Here is a 21,255-nt window from a genome sequence, read left to right as displayed (position 1 = left end):
AGACGATGAATTTACAGTTATTGCAGACCCGGCTGGGCCACACGTTCAAGGATGCCGGCTTGCTTCAGCAGGCCCTGACGCATCGCAGCCACAGCAGTCTGCATAACGAACGCCTGGAATTCCTGGGCGACTCGATCCTGAACTGCGTGGTCGCGTCGATCCTGTACGAGCGTTACCTTGCCATCGACGAGGGCGACCTGTCGCGCCTGCGTGCCAACCTCGTCAAGCAGCAGTCGCTGTACGAAATCGCCCAGAAGCTGGACCTGTCGCAATTCCTGCGCCTGGGCGAGGGCGAGCTGAAGTCGGGCGGCTTCCGCCGGCCGTCGATCCTGGCGGACACCCTCGAAGCGCTGCTGGGCGCGATCTTCCTGGACGCCGGCTTCGACGCCGCCGCCACCGTGATCCGTGCCTTCTACATCCCGATCCTGGACTCCGTCGACCCGCGCACCTTGGGCAAGGATGCCAAGACCCTGCTGCAGGAGTTCCTGCAGAGTAAGAAAATTTCCCTGCCGCTGTACAATGTGGTAGCCACGCACGGCGCCGCGCACAGCCAGGAATTCGAGATCGAATGCCTGGTGCCCAAGCTGGGCATCCAGGTGTATGGCCGCGGCGGCAGCCGCCGTGCCGGCGAGCAGGCCGCGGCCAAGCTGGCGCTGGAGGTGGCCGAGCAGGCGCTGCTGAAGGCGCCGCCGGCGGCCCGCAAATCGAAGCCGCGCGCCGCCCAGCTGAAGCTGGCGGGCATCGCCACGGTCCAGAACGACCAGCCGGCGGACCCCAAGCTCGCCAACAAATAACCGAGATTCAATCATGACAGACGCACCCGCCACCGCCTTCCGCTGCGGTTATATCGCCATCGTCGGCCGCCCCAACGTGGGCAAGTCGACCCTGATGAACACACTGATCGGCGCCAAGGTCAGCATCACGTCGCGCAAGGCGCAGACGACGCGCCACCGCATCACCGGCATCCAGACCGTGGCCGACGCCCAGTTCATCTACGTCGACACGCCGGGCTTCCAGACCCGCCACTCCAACGCGCTGAACAAGACGCTGAACAAGACGGTGACGAACACGCTGGACTCCTCCGACGTGATCCTGTACCTGGTGGAGGCGGGCACGTTCGGCCCGGCCGACCAGCAGGTGGTCGACCTGCTGCCGAAGAACGTGCCGGTGATCCTCGTCATCAACAAGTCCGACCGGATGAAGGACAAGGCCGTGCTGCTGCCGTTCGCGCAGCAGGTGGCGTCGAAGTTCGATTTCGCCGCCGTCGTGCCCGTCTCGGCCAAGCTGCGCTTCCAGCTGGACGGCCTGCAGAACGAGATCAAGCGCTTCCTGCCGGAGAACGACCCGATCTTCGGTGAAGACGACATCACGGACCGCAGCGAGAAATTCCTGGCTTCCGAGATCGTGCGCGAAAAGCTGTTCCGCTTCGTCGGCGACGAGCTGCCGTACAGCAGCACCGTGCTGATCGAGAAATTCGAGCAGGAAGGCGACCTGCGCCGTGTATTTGCCGCGATCCTCGTCGAGCGTGACGGCCACAAGGCCATGATCATCGGCAACAAGGGCGCCCGCCTGAAGGAAATTTCCAGCCAGGCCCGCCTGGACATGGAAAAGCTGTTCGGTGGCCCGGTGTACCTGGAGATCTGGGTCAAGGTGAAATCCGGCTGGGCCGACAACGAAGCCGGCCTGCGCGCATACGGCTACGAATAAGTCCATGGCGAAACGCCGCCCCACGGCCGAGCCCGTGTCAATTTCGGCAACCGCGGGGTCAGGCACGAAAACTGACACGAACCCAGCAGTTGACGGCCCGGCCATAGATGAGCCCGTGTCCTTGTCGGGGTCTGAAGGGCTATTGGCTTGCAAGCCAACAGCCGCTCCGGAGGCGGGGAGCGTTGCTACCCGGATTTCCCCCTCTGCCCCCACGGAGGACACGAGCCCGGCCGTGGCGGTCCGCGATCGCGCCGCTACGTACGACGTTACAGCCCAGCCCGTGTCAGCTTTCGGGTCAGGCACCATTGTTGACACGGCCCCGGCCGTGGCGGCGCCCCAGCCCCCCCAACCACCGCGCAAGCGCCCGCCACCGCGTACCATCGGCACCCGCGTGCACGGCCAGCCGGCCTTCGTGCTGCACAGCTACCCGTACAAGGAAACCAGCCTCATCGTCGAGCTGCTGACGCGCGACTTCGGCCGCGTGGCGCTGATCGCCAAGGGCGCCAAGCGGCCGCACTCGCAGCTGCGCGGGGTGCTGCAGACGTTTCAACCGCTGTCGGCCGGCTGGACCGGCAAGAACGAGCTGCGTACCCTGACGGACGCCGACTGGGTCGGCGGCATGCTGCCGCTGGAGAAGACGGCGCTGCTGTGCGGCTTCTACCTGAACGAGCTGCTGGTCAAGCTGCTGGCGCGCGACGATGCCCACCCGAAGCTGTTCGACCATTACGTCGCCACCTTGAACCAGCTGGCGCACCAGGAATCGCCGCCCATCGTCTTGCGCAAATTCGAAACGGCCCTACTTAAGGAGACGGGCGTGGCGGCCGACCTGACGCGCTGCACCAGCACCCGCGCGAAGGTGCTGGCCGAGGTACAGTACGTGGTGGAGCCCGAACGGGGCCCGCGCCCGGTGCAGCCGGACGACACGGCGCCGCGCGTCTCCGGCAAGACGCTGCTCGACATGGAACGCGAGGACTATCGCGACGCGGCCACGCAGGCCCAGAGCAAGCAGCTGATGCGCTTCCTGCTGGCGTACCACCTGAACGGCGCGCCGCTCAATACCCGCCAGATTCTCATCGACCTGATGCAACTGTAGAAAAGAACAATATGAGCTTCCTCAATCCCGCCGGCCCGGTCATCGACCTGGGCGTCAACATCGACCACGTCGCCACGCTGCGCAACGCGCGCGGGACGGCCTATCCCGACCCGATCCGCGCCGCGCTGCTGGCCGAGCAGGCCGGCGCCGACTGCATCACCTTGCACCTGCGCGAGGACCGCCGCCACATCAAGGACGCGGACGTGGTCAACCTGGCGCCGCAGCTGCTGACGCGCATGAACCTGGAAGCGGCCGTGACGCAGGAAATGATCGACTTCGCCTGCCGCATCAAGCCGGCGGACGTGTGCCTGGTGCCGGAGAAGCGCACCGAGATCACGACGGAAGGGGGCCTGGACGTGGTGCGCTTCCACGCCGAGGTATCGAAGGCGGTCAAGCAGCTGCAGGACGAGGGCATCCGCGTCAGCCTGTTCATCGATGCGGACGAGGCGCAGATCGCCGCCGCGGCGGACGTGGGCGCGCCCGTCATCGAGCTGCACACGGGTGCCTATGCGGACGCCGAAGGCGCGGCGCAGCAGGAAGAACTGGAACGCATCAAGCGCGGCGTGCGCTGGGGCGTGCAGCACGGCCTGAAGGTCAATGCCGGCCACGGCCTGCACTACACCAATGTGCAGGCCATTGCCGCCATTCCCGACATCGCGGAGCTGAACATCGGCCACGCCATCGTCGGCCATGCGGTGTTCGTCGGCTGGGAAAACGCCGTGCGCGAGATGAAGGCGATCATGGTCGCCACGCGGCTGGGAGCGCGATGATCCACGGCGTCGGCACCGACATCTGCAAGATCCCCCGTATCGCCCAGGCGCTGGCGCGGCACGGCGAGCGTTTCGCGCAGAAGATCCTGGGGCCGCGCGAGATGGAGGTGTATCGCGCGCGCAGCGCCGGCCACCCGCAGCGGGGCGTGCGCTACGTGGCGACGCGCTTCGCGGCCAAGGAGGCGCTGTCGAAGGCGCTCGGTATCGGCCTGCGCGCGCCGATGACGTGGCCCGCGGCGCAGCTGCTCAATGGCGACAACGGCAAGCCCGCCTTCGTCTGGGAAGGCGCCTTGAAGGACTACATGGAAGCGAACCGGTTGACGGCCCAGGTCTCCGTCAGCGATGAAGAGGATTACGCGGTCGCCTTCGCGATCGTGGAACAGGCAAGCGAATGACAGAACCGATGCAACCCTCGATCACGGCGCGCGAACAGGTACTCGCGACCGTGGCCAAGCTGCCCAACCTGCCGGGCGTGTACCGCTACTTCGACGCCGAGGACAAGGTGCTCTACGTCGGCAAGGCGCGCGACCTGAAGAAGCGCGTGTCCAGCTACTTCCAGAAGAACCACGCGAGCCCGCGCATCGCCATGATGGTCGAGCGCATCGCCCGGCTGGAGACGACGGTCACGCACAGCGAAGCGGAAGCGCTGATCCTAGAGAACAACCTGATCAAGACGCTGCAGCCGCGCTTCAATATCCTGTTCAGGGACGACAAGTCCTACCCCTATCTGAAGCTGACGGGCGAGGACGTGCCGCGCATGGCCTACTACCGCGGCGCGGTGGACAAGAAGAACCAGTATTTCGGACCGTTCCCGTCGGCGTGGGCCGTCAAGGAATCGATGCAGATCCTGCAGCGCGTGTTCCACCTGCGCACCTGCGAGGACAGCGTCTACCAGAACCGCACGCGCCCGTGCCTGTTGAACCAGATCGGCCGCTGCAGCGCGCCCTGCGTGGGCGCCATCACGCCCGAGGACTACCGCACCGACGTCAACAACGCGGCGCGCTTCCTGCGCGGCCGCACCGGCGAGGTGATGGCCGAGCTGGAGCAGAAGATGCACGGCTACGCGGCCGACCTGAAGTTCGAGCAGGCCGCCGGCGTGCGCAACCAGATCCAGGCGCTGTCGAAAGTGCTGCACCAGCAAAGCATGGAGACGACGGGCGACGCCGACGTGGACATCATCGCCGTGGTGGTGCAGGGCGGGCGCGCCTGCGTCAACCTGGCGATGGTGCGGGGTGGGCGCCACCTGGGCGACCGCGCCTACTTCCCCACCCACGTGATGGACGCGGAGGCGGTGGCCGAACAGGCCATCGAGGTCGAGGTGCTGGCCGCCTTCCTGGTGCAGCACTACACGGAAAAATACATCCCGGGTGTGCTGATCCTGAACATCGAGTTCGATCAGCCGGAACTGATGATCGCGCTGCAGGAGCAGTGCGGCCACCGCATCAACCTGCTGTTCCAGCCGCAGGGCCAGCGGCGCCAGTGGCTGGAGCTGGCGCAAAAAGGCGCCGAGATCTCGCTGGCGCGGCTGCTGTCGGAACAGGGCTCGCAGCAGTCGCGCACGCGCGCGCTGGTCGACGCGCTGGGCATCGAATGCGACGACCTCGATACCCTGCGCGTCGAGTGCTTCGACATCAGCCACACGCAGGGCGAGGCTACGCAGGCCTCCTGCGTCGTGTTCCATCATCACGCGATGCAGAACGGCGAGTACCGTCGCTACAACATCAACGACATCACGCCGGGCGACGATTACGCGGCGATGCGCCAGGTGCTGATGCGGCGTTATGAGAAAGTGGCAAACGGCGATGGCGTGATGCCGGACGTGGTACTGATCGACGGCGGCAAGGGCCAGGTCGAGATGGCGCGCCAGGTCTTCGTCGAGCTGGGGCTGGACATCAGCCTGATCGTCGGCGTGGCGAAAGGCGAGGGCCGCCGCGTGGGCCTCGAGACGTTGATCTTCGTGGACGGCCGCGCGCCGCAGGAGTTGGGCAAGGAATCGGCCGCGCTGATGCTGGTGGCGATGATCCGCGACGAGGCGCACCGCTTCGCCATCACGGGCATGCGTGCCAAGCGCGCCAAGGCGCGCCAGACCTCGCAGCTGGAGGAGATCGAGGGCATCGGCGCCAAGCGGCGCCAGCGCCTGCTGGCCCGCTTCGGCGGCCTGCGCGGGGTGGCCAATGCCAGCGTGGAAGATCTGATGTCGGTCGAGGGCATCTCGGGCAAGCTGGCCGAGGAAATCTATCGCCGCCTGCACTGACGGACACGGCAAGGCGGACCTCAACGTATCGTGCTTGCTGGCATTGTGCCCGGCGGCAGGGTAGACTAGCGGCGCATTGATAAAATTTCATATGCGCCATTTCACAGACGCTGCCCTCATGCCTTGCTTTATGCCCCGCCGTTATGCCATTTAATATTCCGATCCTGCTGACCTGGCTGCGCGTCGCGCTGATTCCCCTGGTCGTCGGCGTGTACTACCTGCCGCCTGCCTGGTTGCCGCTGCAGGACCGCAACCTGGCCGCCACCCTGGTCTTCATCGTGGCTGCCGTCACCGACTGGTTCGATGGTTTCCTGGCCCGGCGCTGGAACCAGACCTCCGCGTTCGGCGCCTTCCTCGACCCGGTCGCGGACAAGCTGATGGTGGCCGGCGCGTTGCTGGTGCTGGTGCAGCTGGACCGCTGCAACGCGATCATCGCCTTCATCATCATCGGCCGCGAGATCACCATCTCGGCGCTGCGCGAATGGATGGCGCAGATCGGCGCGTCGAAATCGGTGGCCGTCAATTCCATCGGCAAGATCAAGACGGCCGCGCAGATGACGGCCATTCCCGCGCTGCTGTACTACGACGTCGTGCTGGGCGCCATCGATACGCGCTTCTGGGGCGAGAAGCTGCTGTGGCTGGCCAGCGTGCTGACGGTATGGTCGATGTTCTATTACCTGAAGAAGGCCTGGCCACTGATCAAGGAAAAAGCGGGAACTTTGAATTGAATGCAATGTTGCCCTTGACAGCCGGAATTGATCCTCTATAATGCTGGCCTGTTGTTGATGACGACGCAGCAAAAAAGCGTAGCAGGAAGTAAGTGCTGCGATGATGCGGGAGTAGCTCAGTTGGTAGAGCGCAACCTTGCCAAGGTTGAGGTCGAGAGTTCGAGACTCTTCTCCCGCTCCAAAGTCTGCGAGCAGTTATGGCAACAATTCGCTGGGCATTCACGGATGTTTCTGCGATAATGCGGTTCCTGAAATGCGGGAGTAGCTCAGTTGGTAGAGCGCAACCTTGCCAAGGTTGAGGTCGAGAGTTCGAGACTCTTCTCCCGCTCCAGTCGAAAGACCGGAGTAGCAAAAAAGTTACACACTCCAAGCGGGAGTAGCTCAGTTGGTAGAGCGCAACCTTGCCAAGGTTGAGGTCGAGAGTTCGAGACTCTTCTCCCGCTCCAGAATTTAGAGGGTCGCAGCGGTTAACCGCGCTGGGGTCTGGCAGTAAAAGTTTCCTCTGGCGAGGTAGCAAAGCGGTTATGCAGCGGCCTGCAAAGCCGTCTAGACGGGTTCGACTCCCGTCCTCGCCTCCAAGGTCATCGTGGTAAAAGCTTTATTGTGGTAACAGCTCCATGCGGGAGTAGCTCAGTTGGTAGAGCGCAACCTTGCCAAGGTTGAGGTCGAGAGTTCGAGACTCTTCTCCCGCTCCATATTGAAGAAGGGCAGCCGGTGTGGCTGCCCTTTTTGCATTCGGACGCACCGTGAACGCACCCCATGACCCGCCGTCGCGCCTGGCGCACCTGCTGACGCCTGCCGCCCTGGCCGCGCAGGTGCGGGCTGGCGCGCTGCTGATCGAAGTGGGTTGCGGCACGCATGCCCAGTACCGGGCCGCGCACATTCCTGGCGCCCGGTATCTGGATACCGCCGCGCTGGAGGCGCCACCGCTGTTCAACAAGGTGCCGGACGCGGACCTGCTGGAGGTCCTGCTGGCGCTGGGCATCCGCCACGACAGCACGGTATTGCTGTACGGCCGCAGCACGCTGGCGGCGGCGCGCGCCGCGCACCTGATGCTGTACGCGGGTGTGGCGGACGTGCGCCTGCTCGATGGCGGCTTCGCCGCGTGGCAGGCCGAGGGCCGCAGCGCCGCCGCCGGGGGCGAGCCGCCGCCACGCCGCGCCACCAGCTTCGGCGCGCCGTTCCCCGGCCGCCCCGACTTCCTGGTCGACATGGCCGGCGCCCGCGCACTGCTGGCGCGCGACGATGCCGTGCTGGCCAGCATCCGCACCTGGAGCGAGCACACGGGCGTCACGTCCGGCTACAGCTACATCAGGGCGCGCGGCGACATCCCCGGCGCGCGCTGGGGCAGGGCGGGGCGCGAGGGCGACGTCAACAGCATGAGCGACTACCAGGATGCGGCCGGGCGCATGCTGCCGGGCGAAGCCATCGAGGCGATGTGGCGCGAGCAGGGCATCCGCCGCGGCCTGCGCACGGCGTTCTATTGCGGCACCGGCTGGCGCGCATCGCTGGCGTTCTACTACGCGTGGCTGATGGGGTGGCCGGACATTGCCGTGTACGACGGTGGGTGGTTCGAGTGGAGCGACAGTGGCATGCACGAATCCAGCCGGCCCGAAAGATGTTGTCGCGTGACAAATCGATAGAATTATTGCTATTTTGCTCTGGCATAATGCCGTCGGTTCCACGTGTTCAGATGAGGTCACCGGGTGCGCCGCTGCGCAGTCGCATTTCATTTAATGAATGCGTATCACTCTCATTCGCCACTGCATTTGCAGTAAGGGCGAGGCGTCCACCAACGGGGTAGCATTGCATTATCTTCAAGAGTTGCAGCAGTACGTAGAACGGCAGCATGCCGACGGCAAGAATTTTTCCCAGATCGTCATCGCGCTGGCGGTGCAGAGCGGCTACTCGCAGCATGTCGCGCAGCGCATCGTCGAGGCGGTTCTGGACTGCGGCGGCAACGATTGCCGACTGCCGCCAGGTTGCACGGCCGATGGCTCCGCCTTGCCGGAAATAGACACGAGCGGCGAGCGCACGGTGATCGAGCTGGCGGATCGTCGCGTGACCATCGCCTTCGAACAATGCACGCCGCGCATGGTCCTCTTGGATGGCTTCTTGAGCGACGAGGAGTGCGACGAGCTTTGCCAGGTGGCGCAGGCGTCCCTGGAAGAGGCCACCGTCTACGACGCCGGGCATGTCGAGGGCGTATTGCTCAAGAGTGTCCGCGACTGTGACGTGATGGGGCTGGCCACGACGGATTCGCCGGTCGTGGCCGTGGTCGAGCGCCGCATCGAGGAGCTGACGGCGTGGCCGCAAGCGTGGGGCGAACCGCTGCAGGTGCAGCGCTACCGGGAAAACGGCAAGTTCGAGCCACACTACGATTTCTTCATGAAGAAGTCGCGCTACTATGACAAGGAGCTCAAGTTCGGCGGCCAGCGCCTGGCGACGCTGATCATCTATCTGCGCCAGCCTGAAGCCGGCGGTGCCACCTACTTCGCCAACCTCGGCATGCGCGTGATGCCACGCAAGGGCAGCGCGTTGTTTTTTGCCTACCCGATCCCCAGCGCGCAAAGCGGCACCCTGCACGGCGGCGATCCCGTGCGCGGCGGCGAGAAATGGATCATGACGAAGTGGTTCCGTGAAGGTCCGGTAGCGCGAGCGAAGCATGAGCACTGAGCGCAAGCGGCTGGCGCCCCATTGTGCGTTCCGGCTGATCAACCAGGCGCACACGGATGACCAGGCCGCCTTGAGCGTGATCGTGCAAGCTATTGCAGACCGTACCGTGGCGACCGGACACTTCGGTTCGGCAATCATGGCGGCCGCCACCTTGCCCCGTTTCGATCATTTCTTCACGTTCGATGCGCGCGATCCCGCCGCCACGTTCGCGCCGCGGCCGGCCTGGCTGTTTCCCGAGGACCCGCCGCTCGATACGCTCGTGGTGTCGGTCGACGAGCGCCGCGACAATGCCTACGCCGAACGGCTTTACTTGTCGCTGCCGGACGCCGCCATGGTCAGGCTCGCGGCGGACACATTATTGTGGTTGGCAGGTGACCAGCGCACGGAGCCGCCGTCGGCGGCATTGGTCGCGTCACTGGAGCAGGCGGGTTGCCTGAGCCCGACCGAGGAGCGGGCGCCAGCTGCGGTTGTCGGGGCGGGCATTCACCGCCTGCAGCACGCGTCGCTGCTGTACGCGCACGGCGGGCGATCGGTGCTGATCGATCCCGTGTTGCATACCATCGGTTATGGCGGCGGCGCCGACGACTGGCCCCTGCTGCAGGCGGCGCGCCATTGTTCGGCCATCCTCATCTCCCATTCCCATGGCGACCACTTCGAGCCGTCGTCGCTGGCCTTCTTCCCGCGCCACATTCCGGTCGTGGTGCCGTGGGTCGCGCAGACCAATATCCTGACGCCGTCGTTCGTCGCGCCATTGCGCGCGATGGGTTTCACGACGATCATCGAAGCCCGCTGGTGGGAAACCGCGCTCCGCCTGGGCGACATGACGGTAACGGCCCTGCCGTTCTACGGCGAACAGCCGCGCTCGCGGGGAGGCATGCGCGATCCGCGTCTGCGCAATATCGGCAATACCTATTTGATCGAAACGCCGGTGGACCGCAGCTGGTTTGTCGTCGATACCGGCAATGAGGTGGCTGGTAATATGAAAGATGTGGCGACCCGTGTTTTGCGCCAATTCGGCCCCGTCGACCATGTCGCTTCGAATCTGGCCGAGTTTCATGCAAGGATGCCTACCTATATTACAGGGTCTGGAACATATTGGGCATGCCTTACAAATTCCGACGCGGAGAATTTTGCGGACCTGAAATCGGAATGCCTGACATTAGGACCGTCGGGCGTCGCCGATTTAATTGCTGCATGTGCCGGCAGGAGGTTTATTCCCTATGCCGATTGGTGGGGTGAGATAAACCACCCGTCGAAAAATCAGGCCGCCCTGATAAGCCAGTTGCGCGATTGCCTGGCCGCCATGCAAGTGGATTGCGATATTGCCGAGATTAATATCGGCAGTGCGGTCCCGTTCGGCCGAGCCGTTATTGCCGACGGCACGGCCGCGTAAATCAAGTCCGATCCGACTGCGCCCCCGCCGTGTCCGGGGCGTGGGTCAGTGCGTCCCAGCGCCGGGTGTCCAGCACGCCTTGTTCAGTCAGGTTGGCTTCCTCGATCAGGCGTAGATCGCGCCAGTCGTTGGCGGCGACCACGACCCGCGCACCGGTGCGCAGCGGCACTGCCGTGGCTGGCAGTGCCCAGCAGCGCGGCCGGTCCATCATGCAGAACAACCAGGCCAGCCGCTCGGCATGTTCGCCGATCCGCACCCGTACCGCGGCGCGCTCGAGCGGAAGCGTGCAGTGCATGATCGACGTCCCATAAATACTGTGGAACAAACCCGCAAGGCAGACTGCCTCGGCCGCGCCGCGCCGGCGCAGGATCCGGTAGGTGCCGATGAGGTGAGTCAGCAGATCCCGTCCCGAATGCGCCAGGCCCGCGCAGCCGCCATCGCGCAGGAATGCCACGAGGGCCGGGTCCGGCTCGTGCTCGTCTGCCGCGTCGGCCGCTGGCAGCGCCACCTTCACCACCAGCACGACGCGCAAGTCGTCGAACGCCTTCGACAGCGGCCGCGGCCCGTGCAGTCGGTCGGAGGGGAAGATCACCAGGCGATTGGGGCGGGGCAGCGCGGCGCAGGCGATATCGCCGGCGGCATCGTAGATGACTGTTTCGCCGCCCCAGCCGGCTTGCCATTGTTCGTTCAGATACAGCACCGTGGTCACTTCGCCGGGGCGGTCGCTGTCGGTATGTGGCCAGCCTTCCGAGCCGTACGTATGGCCGTTCAGATAGAAGCGCAGGATGCGCGTGCCGGCCGGGAAGACGTGCGTCGTCAGCCATGTCTGGTACAGCCCGAACACCGCCAGCCGGTGACGGCTGACCTGGGCCATGCAGTCTTCCGTGTTTTCCTTCGTTCCATAGCCGACTTCGTGATGCCAGTAACGCATATGCGGGTTCGACATGGTTTTCCAGCCGAATTGCCAGTCCAGTGTAAGAGAGGATTCGACGAGTGAACGGTAAAGTTCGCGGGGAACGATATCATCGAGAATCTGGATAGCTTGGTCTGCGGCCGGCGTTTCACGTTTCATAAATAAGGTTCGATTAGTATGGGGCAGGAGGCGCCATTATAGTACTGGAATAAATCCCAAATTTCCATGCCTGGACTTTCGGTAATTATTTTATTTACTTCCTGGCGTGGGTTTGTTAGCATGCGCAGCCCATTATTTTTTGGGCAACACGGTGGACCATGTCGGGCTGCAGTTGGAGCTTTGACTCGTTCCGCTCGTCGGAAGCCAGAATCGAAGAAACGATGAGTGGCCTGCACTGGTTCGCTTTTTGAAAAGACCTTTTAAGGTATCCAATGGAAAAAATTGAACTGCACAAGCGTACCTTGCGTACGCTTTCGATGAGCGAGCTTGAACTGGTGGGCGGTGCAAGCGAAGACGGCGACGAGGACCCGAACGGCGGCGCGCCGAAGAACCCGCCACCGCCGCCCCCGAAGCCGAACACCATCCCGTCGGACTGCCCTTGCGTGACGGAGCAATGTCCACTGCGGTCGACGAATTGCCCGCCGACGGCCAACCGCGTCTGCTGCCCGAACTCGGGTGACTGATCGGTAACAAGCTGCCGGGTGCTGGCGCCGGCATCCGGCAATTTTCGAGAACCACCGCAGAACCAAGTTGACAACGCAATGAGCCCTGCAGACCTGAATACCGAAGAGGCACAGCACGACGCCATGCTGGCCCGGCCGGAAGAAATATCGTTGGCAAACGGCGCGGCCGGGACGCTGCTGCTGCAGGCACACCTGTACGGCCTGGCGCCGACCGCCGCGCGCCGTGCGCGCATCGCCGAAACGATCGAGGTACTGGTGGCCGCGGTCCAATCGCGCGACTTGCCGGTGACGCTGTGGACGGGGCTGGTGGGAATTCTGTATGCATTCGAATACGCGCACGCCGTCGATCCCGCGCTCTTGCCGTCCCCGGTCGCCGCTTTCGTGGCGGACATAGACGAGCTGCTCGCCGGGTACGTCGCGCGGCGCGACGCGTCGCTGGGCTTCGACCTCATCACCGGCCTCGCCGGCATCGGTACGTATGCGCTGATGCGCAGCGACGGCGGCGCTGCCCGCGAACTGTACCGCACCGTCGAGTCGGTGCTGGCCGAACAATCCGAAAGCGCCGCCGCCGGCCGCGTATGGCGCACTGCAGGCCGTTTCCTGGGACCGCTCGCCCCGGCCGAATCACGTAAGCATGGCCATGTCGACCTGGGTGTGGCGCATGGCCTGCCCGGCGTCGTGCTGCTGCTCGCGGGCGCCTTGCGCCACGGCCTCGCTACCGGCGACACCACCCGCTACTTGCGCGAGGGAGCTGCCGCCCTGGTCGCGCTGCGGGGGGAGCCGGTGGACGGCGCGTGCTATCCCTACTACAGCAGCCAGCGCGGCGGCAGCCGGCTTGCCTGGTGCTATGGCGACCTCAGCGTTGGCTTCGCACTGCACGCCGCCGGCGCCGCGCTGTCCGACCCGGCGCTCGGCGAGACGGCACATGTGCTCGTGGCCGAGCGCCTGGCCCAGCCGGACGAATCGTTCGGGCTGGCCGACCACGCGCTGTGCCATGGGCACGCAGGCGTACTGCATCTGGTCGGCAAGATGGCGCGCGAGCGGGCCGAACCCGTCTATCTGCGGCGCATGGCGGCGTGGCGTGCTGCCATCGCCGACGGCGCGCAACCACTTGCCGGCCACACCGGTTTGCTGGAAGGCAGTGGCGGTGTCCTGCTGGCGCTGCAGGACGGCGTGGCACGCGGGCGTCACCACTGGGACGTCTGCCTCTGCATGGGTTTCTGAACAAGCGCCACGCGCACTCAATCGATGATCGACATGACTACTGAAGTACGGTTTTCCCACGGAGATTTCTTTATCCTGCGCGCGCCATTCCTGGCGCCGGCAACCTGGGCCGCGTATCGCGCAGCGGGGCCGGGCTGGGCCGCGCGCGCAGCGGCGGCGCAGCAGCTGTTCCGCCAGCCGCGCATCAGCGAAGCGATCTACCTCGCCAGCGCCAACCTGCATGCACGCATGAGCGAAGGTCGCTGGGATGCCGATTCGGAAAACGGCCGCAAGGTGCTGCTGGCGTTCGAGCGCTACTTGAACCGCATGTGCTTCCGTGCCACCCCGTTCGGAATGTTCGCCACGGTATCGCATGGGCGCGTCGAGGCGGCGGCCGGGCCGACGCCTGTGGCAGGCTTCGCTGGCGACGGTTCCGGGCGCCGGCACGTGCGCATCGACGCGGCGTTCCTGCATGCGCTGTGCGACCGGGCGATCGCGGCGCGGGCATCGGCGCTGCGTTATCTCGGCAACCGCTCCGTGTACGCCGCCCATGGCAAGCTGAAATATACCGACTGGGTCGCGACGCAGGCCAACGGCCGCAATTACCAGCTGGCTGAAATCGATGCCCACCCCGCGATCCTGCAAGTACTGGCGTTGAGCGCCACGACCGCAAGCACGCCGCCTGAACTGGCGCAACGGTTGCTGCAGGCCTGCCCGGAGCTCGCACCGGAGCAGGCGCGCGCACTGGTCGACGACCTGGTCGCCGCCCGCGTGTTGCTGCCCACGTTGGGCGTGGACCTGCTGGCGGACGATCCGGCTCGGGCGCTGGCAACGGCCCTGGGAGAGATACCGGGCGAAGCCCATGTCAGCGCCACCCTGCTGGCCGTGCTGGCGGAACTGGACCTGCTCAACCGTGCCGAACATGTCGAACTGGACGATTACCGCCGGCTTGACGCCACGCTGCAGGCACTTCTGCCCGCCACCGCGGCGAAGACATGCCTGCGCGTGGACAGCTTCCGCGATGCCGACTTCCGCCTGGACCGCGGTTACTGTGATCACGTGACCGACGAGCTGGGTCTGCTGGTGTCGCGCTTCAGCGAGCGCGAGACGTCGCTGGACATCATGGCGCAGCAGTTCGAGCGGCGCTACGGCAAGAGCCGGGTGCCGCTGAGCGAACTGCTGGAAGACGACATGCTGTTCGGATCGGACGACCACAGTCATAACCACGAGATGCTGCGCAAATTCGGCATCGACAGTCCGGTCGGCGCTGGCGAACGATCCCCGGCTGGGCCGATGCGACCGTTCGACCGCTTTCTCGTCGGAAAGCTGTTGCGGATGGACGGCACGGCCGGCGAACAGGTCATCCGGATCACAGCGGAGGAAGTGCGGGCCCTGCGCCCGCGCGGCAAGGTCTTCCCCTCCCAGCTGTTCGCCATCATGACCGTGTTGCCGCCCACCGGAGACGGCGCCGCGCCGCGCACCTGGCTGCAGGGCATTTCGAATTCCGGGGTCAGCTCGTGGTCGGGCCGCTTCGCTTACGCGCAGCCGGCGATGGCCGATGCATTGCAAGCGATGGCGCGCGCCACGCAGGACGAGAATCCGGACTGGATCCACGCCGAAATCTGCTACCGCCCAGCCGGCCATATGGCCAATATCATGACGCGTCCGGCGTTGTGGCCCTATCGCATCAACCTGGTGGAGGCCGATGCGCGCCCATCCGACAGTGAAATCGGGCTGAGCGACATCGATGTCGCCGTCGTGGGTGGCGAAATGCAGCTGTGGTCGCGCAGCCTGGACCGGCGCATCATGCCGCACATGACCTGCGCACATAATGTCGAGCACAGCAGCAGCACCAAGGCCTATGCATTCCTGCGCAATATCGGGATGTACCCGCGCTACTTCGCTCACTTCGGGTGGAGCAATTTCTTTGTCGAGTACCCGTTCCTGCCGCGTATCGAATATGACGATATCGTGCTGGCGCCGGCGCGCTGGCTGATCGAACCGCGCCAATACAAGGTCGCGAAGGGCGCCACGGCGGAACAAAGCCGGGCCGCCTTCTCCGCACACCTCGACAGCCAGGGTGTCCCGGCGTTGGTCGAACTGAAGGAATTCGACAATACGCTGCTGCTCGACCGTACCGACCCGATCGACCTGGAGCAGCTCTACCGCATCCTGATGCGCCGGCGCCGGCTGGTCCTGCGCGAGGTCGTCGGCCATCAGTCAGGCCGCCATCCGGTACGGCACGAGGTGCTGTTGCCGTTCGCGCACACGAGCAAGGTCGCTCCCCAGGTGGCGGCTCCGCCGCTGCCGGTGCGCGACCTGCCGCTCGCGCCGATGGGCGAAGTCGTCTTCGTCAAGATCTACCTTGCCGTGGCGGACACCGATGACTTCCTGGTCGAGCATTGCGCTCCCTTGCTGCGGGCACTGCGCCGCGACGGGGCCTTGCAGGACTGGTTCTTTATCCGCTACGCCGACCCGGAACACCACCTGCGCCTGCGCATCTTCGTCGCAACGCCGGCTGCGCTGGCCCATGTGATGGCGCAATTCGTCCTCGCCCTGGACGCGCAGCAACGGGCCGGACGGATTGCACAATATGCGTTCGCGCCGTATCAGCGCGAAATGGCGCGCTACGGCGGAGCGGCCTTGCTGCCGCTGTCGGAACGGCTGTTCGGCATCGACAGCGAGCTGGCTCTCGCGCTCCTGACGCACAGTGCCGCGGGCGAGCAAGCGCGGTGGCAAGCTGCCGTGTGGTCGTGTGCCGCACTGATCGCCGACTTCGGCTGCGCGCCCGACGTGCGGCATCGCATCGCGCGGCATATGGCCGAGAGTTATCGCGCCGAGTTCGGACTTGGCAGCTATCAGCGCGATCTGCTGGGACGTCATTTCCGCATGCAACGCGCCGCGCTGTTCGACCTGCTGGACGACAAGCCGCCGGCGCCCCGGTGGGCCGCGGCGTTCGCGGCAGCGGCCCCGTTGCGCGCGCGGCGGCGCGCGCTGTTCGCGCAGGCACGGACGGCACGACCAGGTGAGCTCGACACCCCGCAATTCGAGCGGGTCCTGCAAAGCCACCTGCACATGTGCTGCATCCGTCTGTTCGGTCACCATCCGCGCGGCTACGAAGTGCTGGTCTACGACGCGCTGGAACGGCTGTACCGTTCCGCCCTGGGCCGCGAGCGGGGCGCACTGGCGGCTGCGGCATGAGTTCGCTGTTCCGGCGCGAAGCGATCGAAGCCAACCAGCCGCACTGGCTGGGCGATATCGTCGTCATCCAGCCGCCTTCGGCGCGACTGGTGTCCTGCCTGACCGCGGCGGTCCTGGCGGGTCTGTTGCTGCTGCTGGGATGCGGCGAATACACGCGCCGCACGCCGGTCAGCGGCAGGCTGGTGCCGGCGGCGGGCCTGGTCCAGGTCTACACCAACCAGGCCGGCATCGTCGTCAAGCGCTACGTTGCCGAAGGCGAGCCCGTGCGGGCCGGCCAGGCGATGTACGCAATCTCCGGCGAACGCCAGAGCGGCACCGAGGCCGACACGCAGATGGCGATCAGCCGCGAACTCGCGGCGAGGCGCGACTCCGTGCAGGCGGAACTGGCCACGAAACAGGAGGTGCTGCGCGACCAGGAGCGCCGTATCGGGCGCGCCATCGGCAAGTTGCGCGATGAACTGGCAAGGGCGGACGAGCAGATCGTCGACCAGGGCCGGCGCCTGACGCTGGAGGCGGCGACCGCCGCGCGTTACCAGGAGCTGTTCAACACCGGCTATGTTTCGGGCGAACTGCTGAAGGAAAAGCAGGGGCAGCTGCTTGACCAGAAGAGCCGGCTGACCGCGCTGCAGCGGGAGCGCATGGTTGTGTCGCGCGGCATCGACGAAAAGCAGGACGAGCTGGCCGATCTTCAGGCCCGCCATGCCAGCGACGCGGCTGCGCTGACCCGGCAGCTGTCGCAGAACCGGCAGGACTGGAGCGCGGCCGAATTGCGGCGCCGCGAAGTGATCGTCGCGCCGCGCGCTGGCGTCGCGACCGGGATCGCGGTGGAGGCAGGCCAGACCGTGACGGCAGGCACGGCGCTGGCAAGCATCGTGCCGTCCGGCTCGCGGCTGCAGGCACGCCTGTATGCGCCCAGCAAGGCCATCGGGTTTATCGCCGTCGGCGACCAGGTCAAGCTGCGCTACGAGGCATTCCCGTATCAACGCTTCGGGCTGGCCGAGGGCAGGGTGGTCTCGATCTCGCGCGCGCCGGTCGCGGTCACGGTCGCGCTGAACGCCGGCACCGTACAGCCGCCTGCCGCGCAGTACGAGATCGTGGTCGAACTGGCACGGCAGACGATACTCGTCGCCGGAGTCGAACGGCCATTGCCGCCGGGGATGCTGCTGGACGCCGATATTCTGTCGGAAACCCGCCGCCTGTATCAGTGGTTGTTCGTACCGTTTTACGAATTGAATGCGGTCCGGTCGGACCGCTAGCATGCGTCGCTCGCCGGCAACGCGAAAGAATGTGGAAGCACGATGGTATTGACTGACAAATTGAACTTCGGGCGATCTCCCAAGGTGCCGCTGGTGCTGCAGATCGAGGCGGCCGAGTGCGGACTGGCCTGCCTGACCATGATACTCAACCATTATGGCAACCAGGTCGATCTGGCGGCAATGCGCAGCCGGTTCTCGGTATCGCTCAAGGGCGCGGCGCTGGCGCACCTGGTGCAGATCGCCACCAAGGTCGACCTTGGCACGCGGCCGCTGCGGCTCGACCTGGAGGACCTGGGGGAACTGCGCCTGCCGTGCATCCTGCACTGGAACTTCAACCATTTCGTCGTGTTGACCTCCGTTAGCGCCCAGGGTGCGACCGTTCTCGACCCGGCGTTCGGCGAGCGCCGCCTGACGCTGGCCGAGGTGTCCAAGTCGTTCACGGGGGTCGCGCTGGAATTGTGGCCGAATCCGCAGTTCCGTCGTGAACCGCCGGCGCCGGCCGTGCGGATGCGCGACCTGATCGGCTCGGTGCACGGACTTGGCAGCTCCGCGGTGCAGATCCTGCTGCTGGCATTGGCGCTCGAGGTCTTTTCCCTCATCAGCCCCTATTTCATGACGGTGATTATCGATGATGTGCTGATGTCGCACGACAAGCCGTTGCTGTATCTGCTGACCCTGGGGTTCGGCCTGCTGCTCGTTCTGCAAGTTGCCATCAGCACGATGCGCTCGTGGATCATCATGTACATGTCGACGTCGATCCGGCTGCAATGGCGCTCGAACATCTTTACTCATCTCGTCCGCTTGCCCCTGCAGTACTTTGAAAAGCGCACACTGGGCGATGTCGTGTCGCGCTTCGGTGCCGCCGACCAGATCCAGCGTACCCTCACCACCTCGTTCCTGGAAGCGGTGCTCGATGGCCTGATGGCCTTGATCACGCTGGGCCTGATGCTGTACTACAGCGCGGCGATGACGGCGGTGTGCGTCGTCGCCGTCGCCCTGTATGGCGCGGTTCGCTGGGCTTGGTACTATCCGACTCGCAGCGCCAGCGAGAAGGAGATCATCAGCGCCGCCAAGCAGAATACCCACTTTCTCGAGACCATTCGCGGGGTCAAGGCGATCAAGCTGTTTTCGAAACACGACCAGCGGCGCGCATCCTGGCTGTCGCTCGTCACCAACGAGATCAATGCGGGCCTGCGCGTACAAAAACTGAATCTGTATTTCAGGGTGGTCAATGGTATCGGCTTCGGCCTGGAAGGTCTGTTCCTGACGGCACTGGGAGCGATGTATGTGATGGACGGGGCTTTCAGCGTCGGCATCCTGGTCGCCTTCCTCGCCTATAAGGCACAGTTCATCGATCGGTCCAGTTCGCTGATCGACAAGCTGCTGGAATTCCGCATGCTGCAGCTGCAGGGCGAGCGCCTGGGCGACATCGTGCTGACGGAGCCCGAGGACGCGGGAGGCGTGAGCGAACACGAGACCGTGCTCGATCCCTCGCTGCGGGTGCGGGGCCTCAAGTTTCGTTACGGCGAGCAGGAGCCATGGGTCCTGAACGGCGTCGACCTGGACATCGATGCGGGGGAATCCGTGGCGATCGTCGGACCATCGGGCTGCGGCAAGTCCACGCTGATGAGCGTGATGCTGGGAATCGTTCCGGCCCAGGAAGGTACCATTGCCGTGGGCGGCCACGATGTGCGCCAGGTCGGCATGGATGCGTTTCGCGCGATGGTCGGGACCGTGTTGCAGGACGACGTGCTGTTCGCCGGATCGATCCGCGACAACATCAGTTTCTTCGACGCGCAAGTCGACATGCACTGGGTGGAGCAGTGCGCCGCCGTGGCGGCGGTGCTGGACGATATCAAGGCCATGCCGATGGGCTTCAATACGCTGGTCGGCGACATGGGCACTGTGCTGTCTGGCGGGCAGAAGCAACGTGTCCTGCTGGCGCGCGCGCTCTACAAGCGGCCGCGCATCCTGTTCCTGGACGAAGCCACCAGCCATCTCGACGTGTTGCGCGAGAAGCAGGTCAACGAGGCCGTCGCGGCCCTGAAGATGACCCGCATTATCATCGCCCACCGGCCGGAGACGATCGCTTCGGCCGACCGGATTCTGACGATCGATCGCGGCACCGTGGTCTCGTCTTTCACCCCGCTGCAGATGCAGACCGCCTGAGCCGCTTGGCCACGGGATCACCTTTGAGGAAACATATCGTGTTGGATTTTGGCTTGTCGAGAGAGCAGTTTTTCAGCGAGTATTTTGAGCAGCGACCGTTCATCCACCGGGGCGCCCTGGCAGCGGGCGCGATCGACTGGAGCGAGATCGATCGCGCCTTGTACGTGGGCGAGACCAGCAACGCCAACATCCGGGTGCACAAGGACGGCTTCGTGGACGAATCCCGTTATACCGAGACCTGCGTGGAGCTTGGCGTGATCCGCCATCGCATCATCAAGCCGCTGTTGAGCGCGATGCTGGAGGAAGGCGCGTCGATCATCTACAACCGGATCGAGGGCGTCTCGCCACCGATCCGCGCGCTGTGCAACCAGGTGGCGCGATTCGCTGGTGCCCCGGCGGTGGCCAACGGCTACATCTCGTTCGGCGACAAGGAGACGTTCGGCAATCACTGGGACACGCACGACGTATTCGCGCTGCAGCTGATCGGCCGCAAGCGCTGGCTTGTGTATGAACCGACCTTCCCGCTGCCGCTGAGCGGACAGACCAGCCTGCACCACAAGCACGAATGTCCGCCGCAGCCCGTCATCGACGAGATCCTGCACGCCGGCGACGTGCTGTACATCCCGCGCGGGTGGTGGCATACCGCGATACCGCTGCAGGAAGAGACGTTCCATGTGGCCATCGGCACGCACCCCCACACCGTGGCCGACTACGTGACGTGGGCAGTGAAGCATCTGCTGCCACAACAGCTGTCGTGCCGCCGGGCCGTGCGGCACGACAGCACTGGCCAGCAGACGATCGCGCAAGCGCGCGAGGAGCTCTGCGCGGCGCTGTTTTCCGAAGACAGCTTCGCACAATACGTGCGTCACCAGGTCGATGTCGAACGGGTCGCCTCGCCGTTCAATGTGGCGCGCGAGTTTCGCGCCAGCCTGTGCGCCGATATCGAGGCCGGCCACTATACGATCAATTCGCGCTTCGGTGCCGATGCGGCACGCACGGCGCGCACATTGAACGGGACCCATGTCGGCGCCAGTCCGCACGGGCCGGCGCTGATCCGCACACTGGCCGCGGCGGCGCAGCCGTTGAGCTTCGACGCATTGCGGGCGGCGCACGGCGACATCGGCAGAAGCGAACTGCGCCTGGCACTGGACGACCTGATGCGCCGCGATATCGCGGCATGCGTGTCGCTCGCGCTGGGGGAGCAATAGC

General features: G+C 65.1%; 17 protein-coding genes and 5 tRNA genes. 21 read left to right on the top strand and 1 reads right to left on the bottom strand.

Features of this window, described 5'->3' with window-relative positions; genetic code table 11:
- Positions 1-5: 5 nt before the first annotated feature.
- From rnc to E7V67_017125, 15 genes are all read left to right on the top strand, one after another.
- Positions 6-794 (top strand): ribonuclease III, encoded by a 789-nt coding sequence (rnc, locus tag E7V67_017195; protein ID WUR11442.1) that lies wholly within the window; start codon positions 6-8, stop codon positions 792-794.
- Between the two features lie 13 nt (positions 795-807).
- Complete coding sequence (era, locus tag E7V67_017190) at positions 808-1,707, top strand: GTPase Era (protein ID WUR11441.1); 900 nt, start codon at positions 808-810, stop codon at positions 1,705-1,707.
- A 325-nt stretch (positions 1,708-2,032) separates the two neighbouring features.
- On the top strand, positions 2,033-2,800 hold the full coding sequence (gene recO / locus E7V67_017185) for a DNA repair protein RecO (GenBank protein ID WUR11440.1): 768 nt from the start codon (positions 2,033-2,035) through the stop codon (positions 2,798-2,800).
- Between the two features lie 11 nt (positions 2,801-2,811).
- Complete coding sequence (gene pdxJ, locus E7V67_017180) at positions 2,812-3,570, top strand: pyridoxine 5'-phosphate synthase (protein WUR11439.1); 759 nt, start codon at positions 2,812-2,814, stop codon at positions 3,568-3,570.
- On the top strand, positions 3,567-3,965 hold the full coding sequence (acpS, locus tag E7V67_017175; protein WUR11438.1) for a holo-ACP synthase: 399 nt from the start codon (positions 3,567-3,569) through the stop codon (positions 3,963-3,965). The genes pdxJ and acpS overlap by 4 nt, the downstream gene beginning before the upstream one ends.
- An 8-nt stretch (positions 3,966-3,973) precedes the next feature.
- Positions 3,974-5,824: an excinuclease ABC subunit UvrC gene (gene uvrC, locus E7V67_017170; GenBank protein ID WUR16302.1), complete on the top strand. Its 1,851-nt coding sequence runs from the start codon at positions 3,974-3,976 to the stop codon at positions 5,822-5,824.
- Positions 5,825-5,967: 143 nt separating this feature from the next.
- The gene (gene pgsA, locus E7V67_017165; GenBank protein WUR11437.1) at positions 5,968-6,552 is read left to right on the top strand and encodes a CDP-diacylglycerol--glycerol-3-phosphate 3-phosphatidyltransferase; all 585 of its coding nucleotides are present in this window, start codon (positions 5,968-5,970) and stop codon (positions 6,550-6,552) included.
- A 105-nt stretch (positions 6,553-6,657) separates the two neighbouring features.
- Positions 6,658-6,733 (top strand) — tRNA-Gly (locus E7V67_017160).
- Between the two features lie 74 nt (positions 6,734-6,807).
- Positions 6,808-6,883, top strand: a tRNA-Gly gene (locus tag E7V67_017155).
- A 39-nt stretch (positions 6,884-6,922) separates the two neighbouring features.
- Positions 6,923-6,998: transfer RNA gene (locus E7V67_017150), tRNA-Gly, on the top strand.
- 58 nt (positions 6,999-7,056) lie between these two features.
- A tRNA-Cys gene (locus E7V67_017145) sits at positions 7,057-7,130 on the top strand.
- 41 nt (positions 7,131-7,171) lie between these two features.
- Positions 7,172-7,247: transfer RNA gene (locus E7V67_017140), tRNA-Gly, on the top strand.
- A 51-nt stretch (positions 7,248-7,298) separates the two neighbouring features.
- Entirely contained in the window at positions 7,299-8,195 is an 897-nt protein-coding gene (locus E7V67_017135; GenBank protein ID WUR11436.1) for a rhodanese-like domain-containing protein, read from the top strand.
- A gap of 163 nt (positions 8,196-8,358) precedes the next feature.
- Positions 8,359-9,228: a 2OG-Fe(II) oxygenase gene (locus tag E7V67_017130; protein WUR11435.1), complete on the top strand. Its 870-nt coding sequence runs from the start codon at positions 8,359-8,361 to the stop codon at positions 9,226-9,228.
- Entirely contained in the window at positions 9,218-10,621 is a 1,404-nt protein-coding gene (locus tag E7V67_017125) for an MBL fold metallo-hydrolase (protein ID WUR11434.1), read from the top strand. Before E7V67_017130 ends, E7V67_017125 begins: the two co-directional genes overlap by 11 nt.
- A gap of 1 nt (position 10,622) precedes the next feature.
- Here the strand turns inward: E7V67_017125 and E7V67_017120 are convergent, their stop codons facing one another.
- Positions 10,623-11,693, bottom strand: coding sequence for a 2OG-Fe(II) oxygenase (locus E7V67_017120; protein ID WUR11433.1), 1,071 nt, complete (start codon positions 11,691-11,693; stop codon positions 10,623-10,625).
- Positions 11,694-11,965: 272 nt separating this feature from the next.
- Here E7V67_017120 and E7V67_017115 point away from each other — a divergent pair, with 272 nt between their 5' ends.
- The 6 genes from E7V67_017115 (at position 11,966) to E7V67_017090 (ending at position 21,254) form a co-directional block, all read left to right on the top strand.
- Positions 11,966-12,217, top strand: coding sequence for a hypothetical protein (locus tag E7V67_017115; protein WUR11432.1), 252 nt, complete (start codon positions 11,966-11,968; stop codon positions 12,215-12,217).
- A gap of 78 nt (positions 12,218-12,295) precedes the next feature.
- Complete coding sequence (locus E7V67_017110; protein ID WUR11431.1) at positions 12,296-13,441, top strand: lanthionine synthetase LanC family protein; 1,146 nt, start codon at positions 12,296-12,298, stop codon at positions 13,439-13,441.
- 33 nt (positions 13,442-13,474) lie between these two features.
- Positions 13,475-16,621, top strand: a complete 3,147-nt coding sequence (locus E7V67_017105) for a lantibiotic dehydratase (protein ID WUR11430.1) — start codon at positions 13,475-13,477, stop codon at positions 16,619-16,621.
- Positions 16,618-17,877, top strand: a complete 1,260-nt coding sequence (locus tag E7V67_017100) for an HlyD family efflux transporter periplasmic adaptor subunit (protein ID WUR11429.1) — start codon at positions 16,618-16,620, stop codon at positions 17,875-17,877. The genes E7V67_017105 and E7V67_017100 overlap by 4 nt, the downstream gene beginning before the upstream one ends.
- A 42-nt stretch (positions 17,878-17,919) precedes the next feature.
- Positions 17,920-20,046, top strand: coding sequence for a peptidase domain-containing ABC transporter (locus tag E7V67_017095; protein WUR11428.1), 2,127 nt, complete (start codon positions 17,920-17,922; stop codon positions 20,044-20,046).
- Between the two features lie 53 nt (positions 20,047-20,099).
- Positions 20,100-21,254: a cupin domain-containing protein gene (locus E7V67_017090; GenBank protein WUR11427.1), complete on the top strand. Its 1,155-nt coding sequence runs from the start codon at positions 20,100-20,102 to the stop codon at positions 21,252-21,254.
- Position 21,255 lies beyond the last annotated feature (1 nt).

Origin of the sequence: [Empedobacter] haloabium (assembly GCA_008011715.2) — a bacterium.
GTDB classification, from domain to species: domain Bacteria; phylum Pseudomonadota; class Gammaproteobacteria; order Burkholderiales; family Burkholderiaceae_D; genus Rugamonas; species Rugamonas haloabia.
Note: the sequence above shows the minus strand (reverse complement) of the source record. Positions and strands in the feature narration are given on the sequence as shown.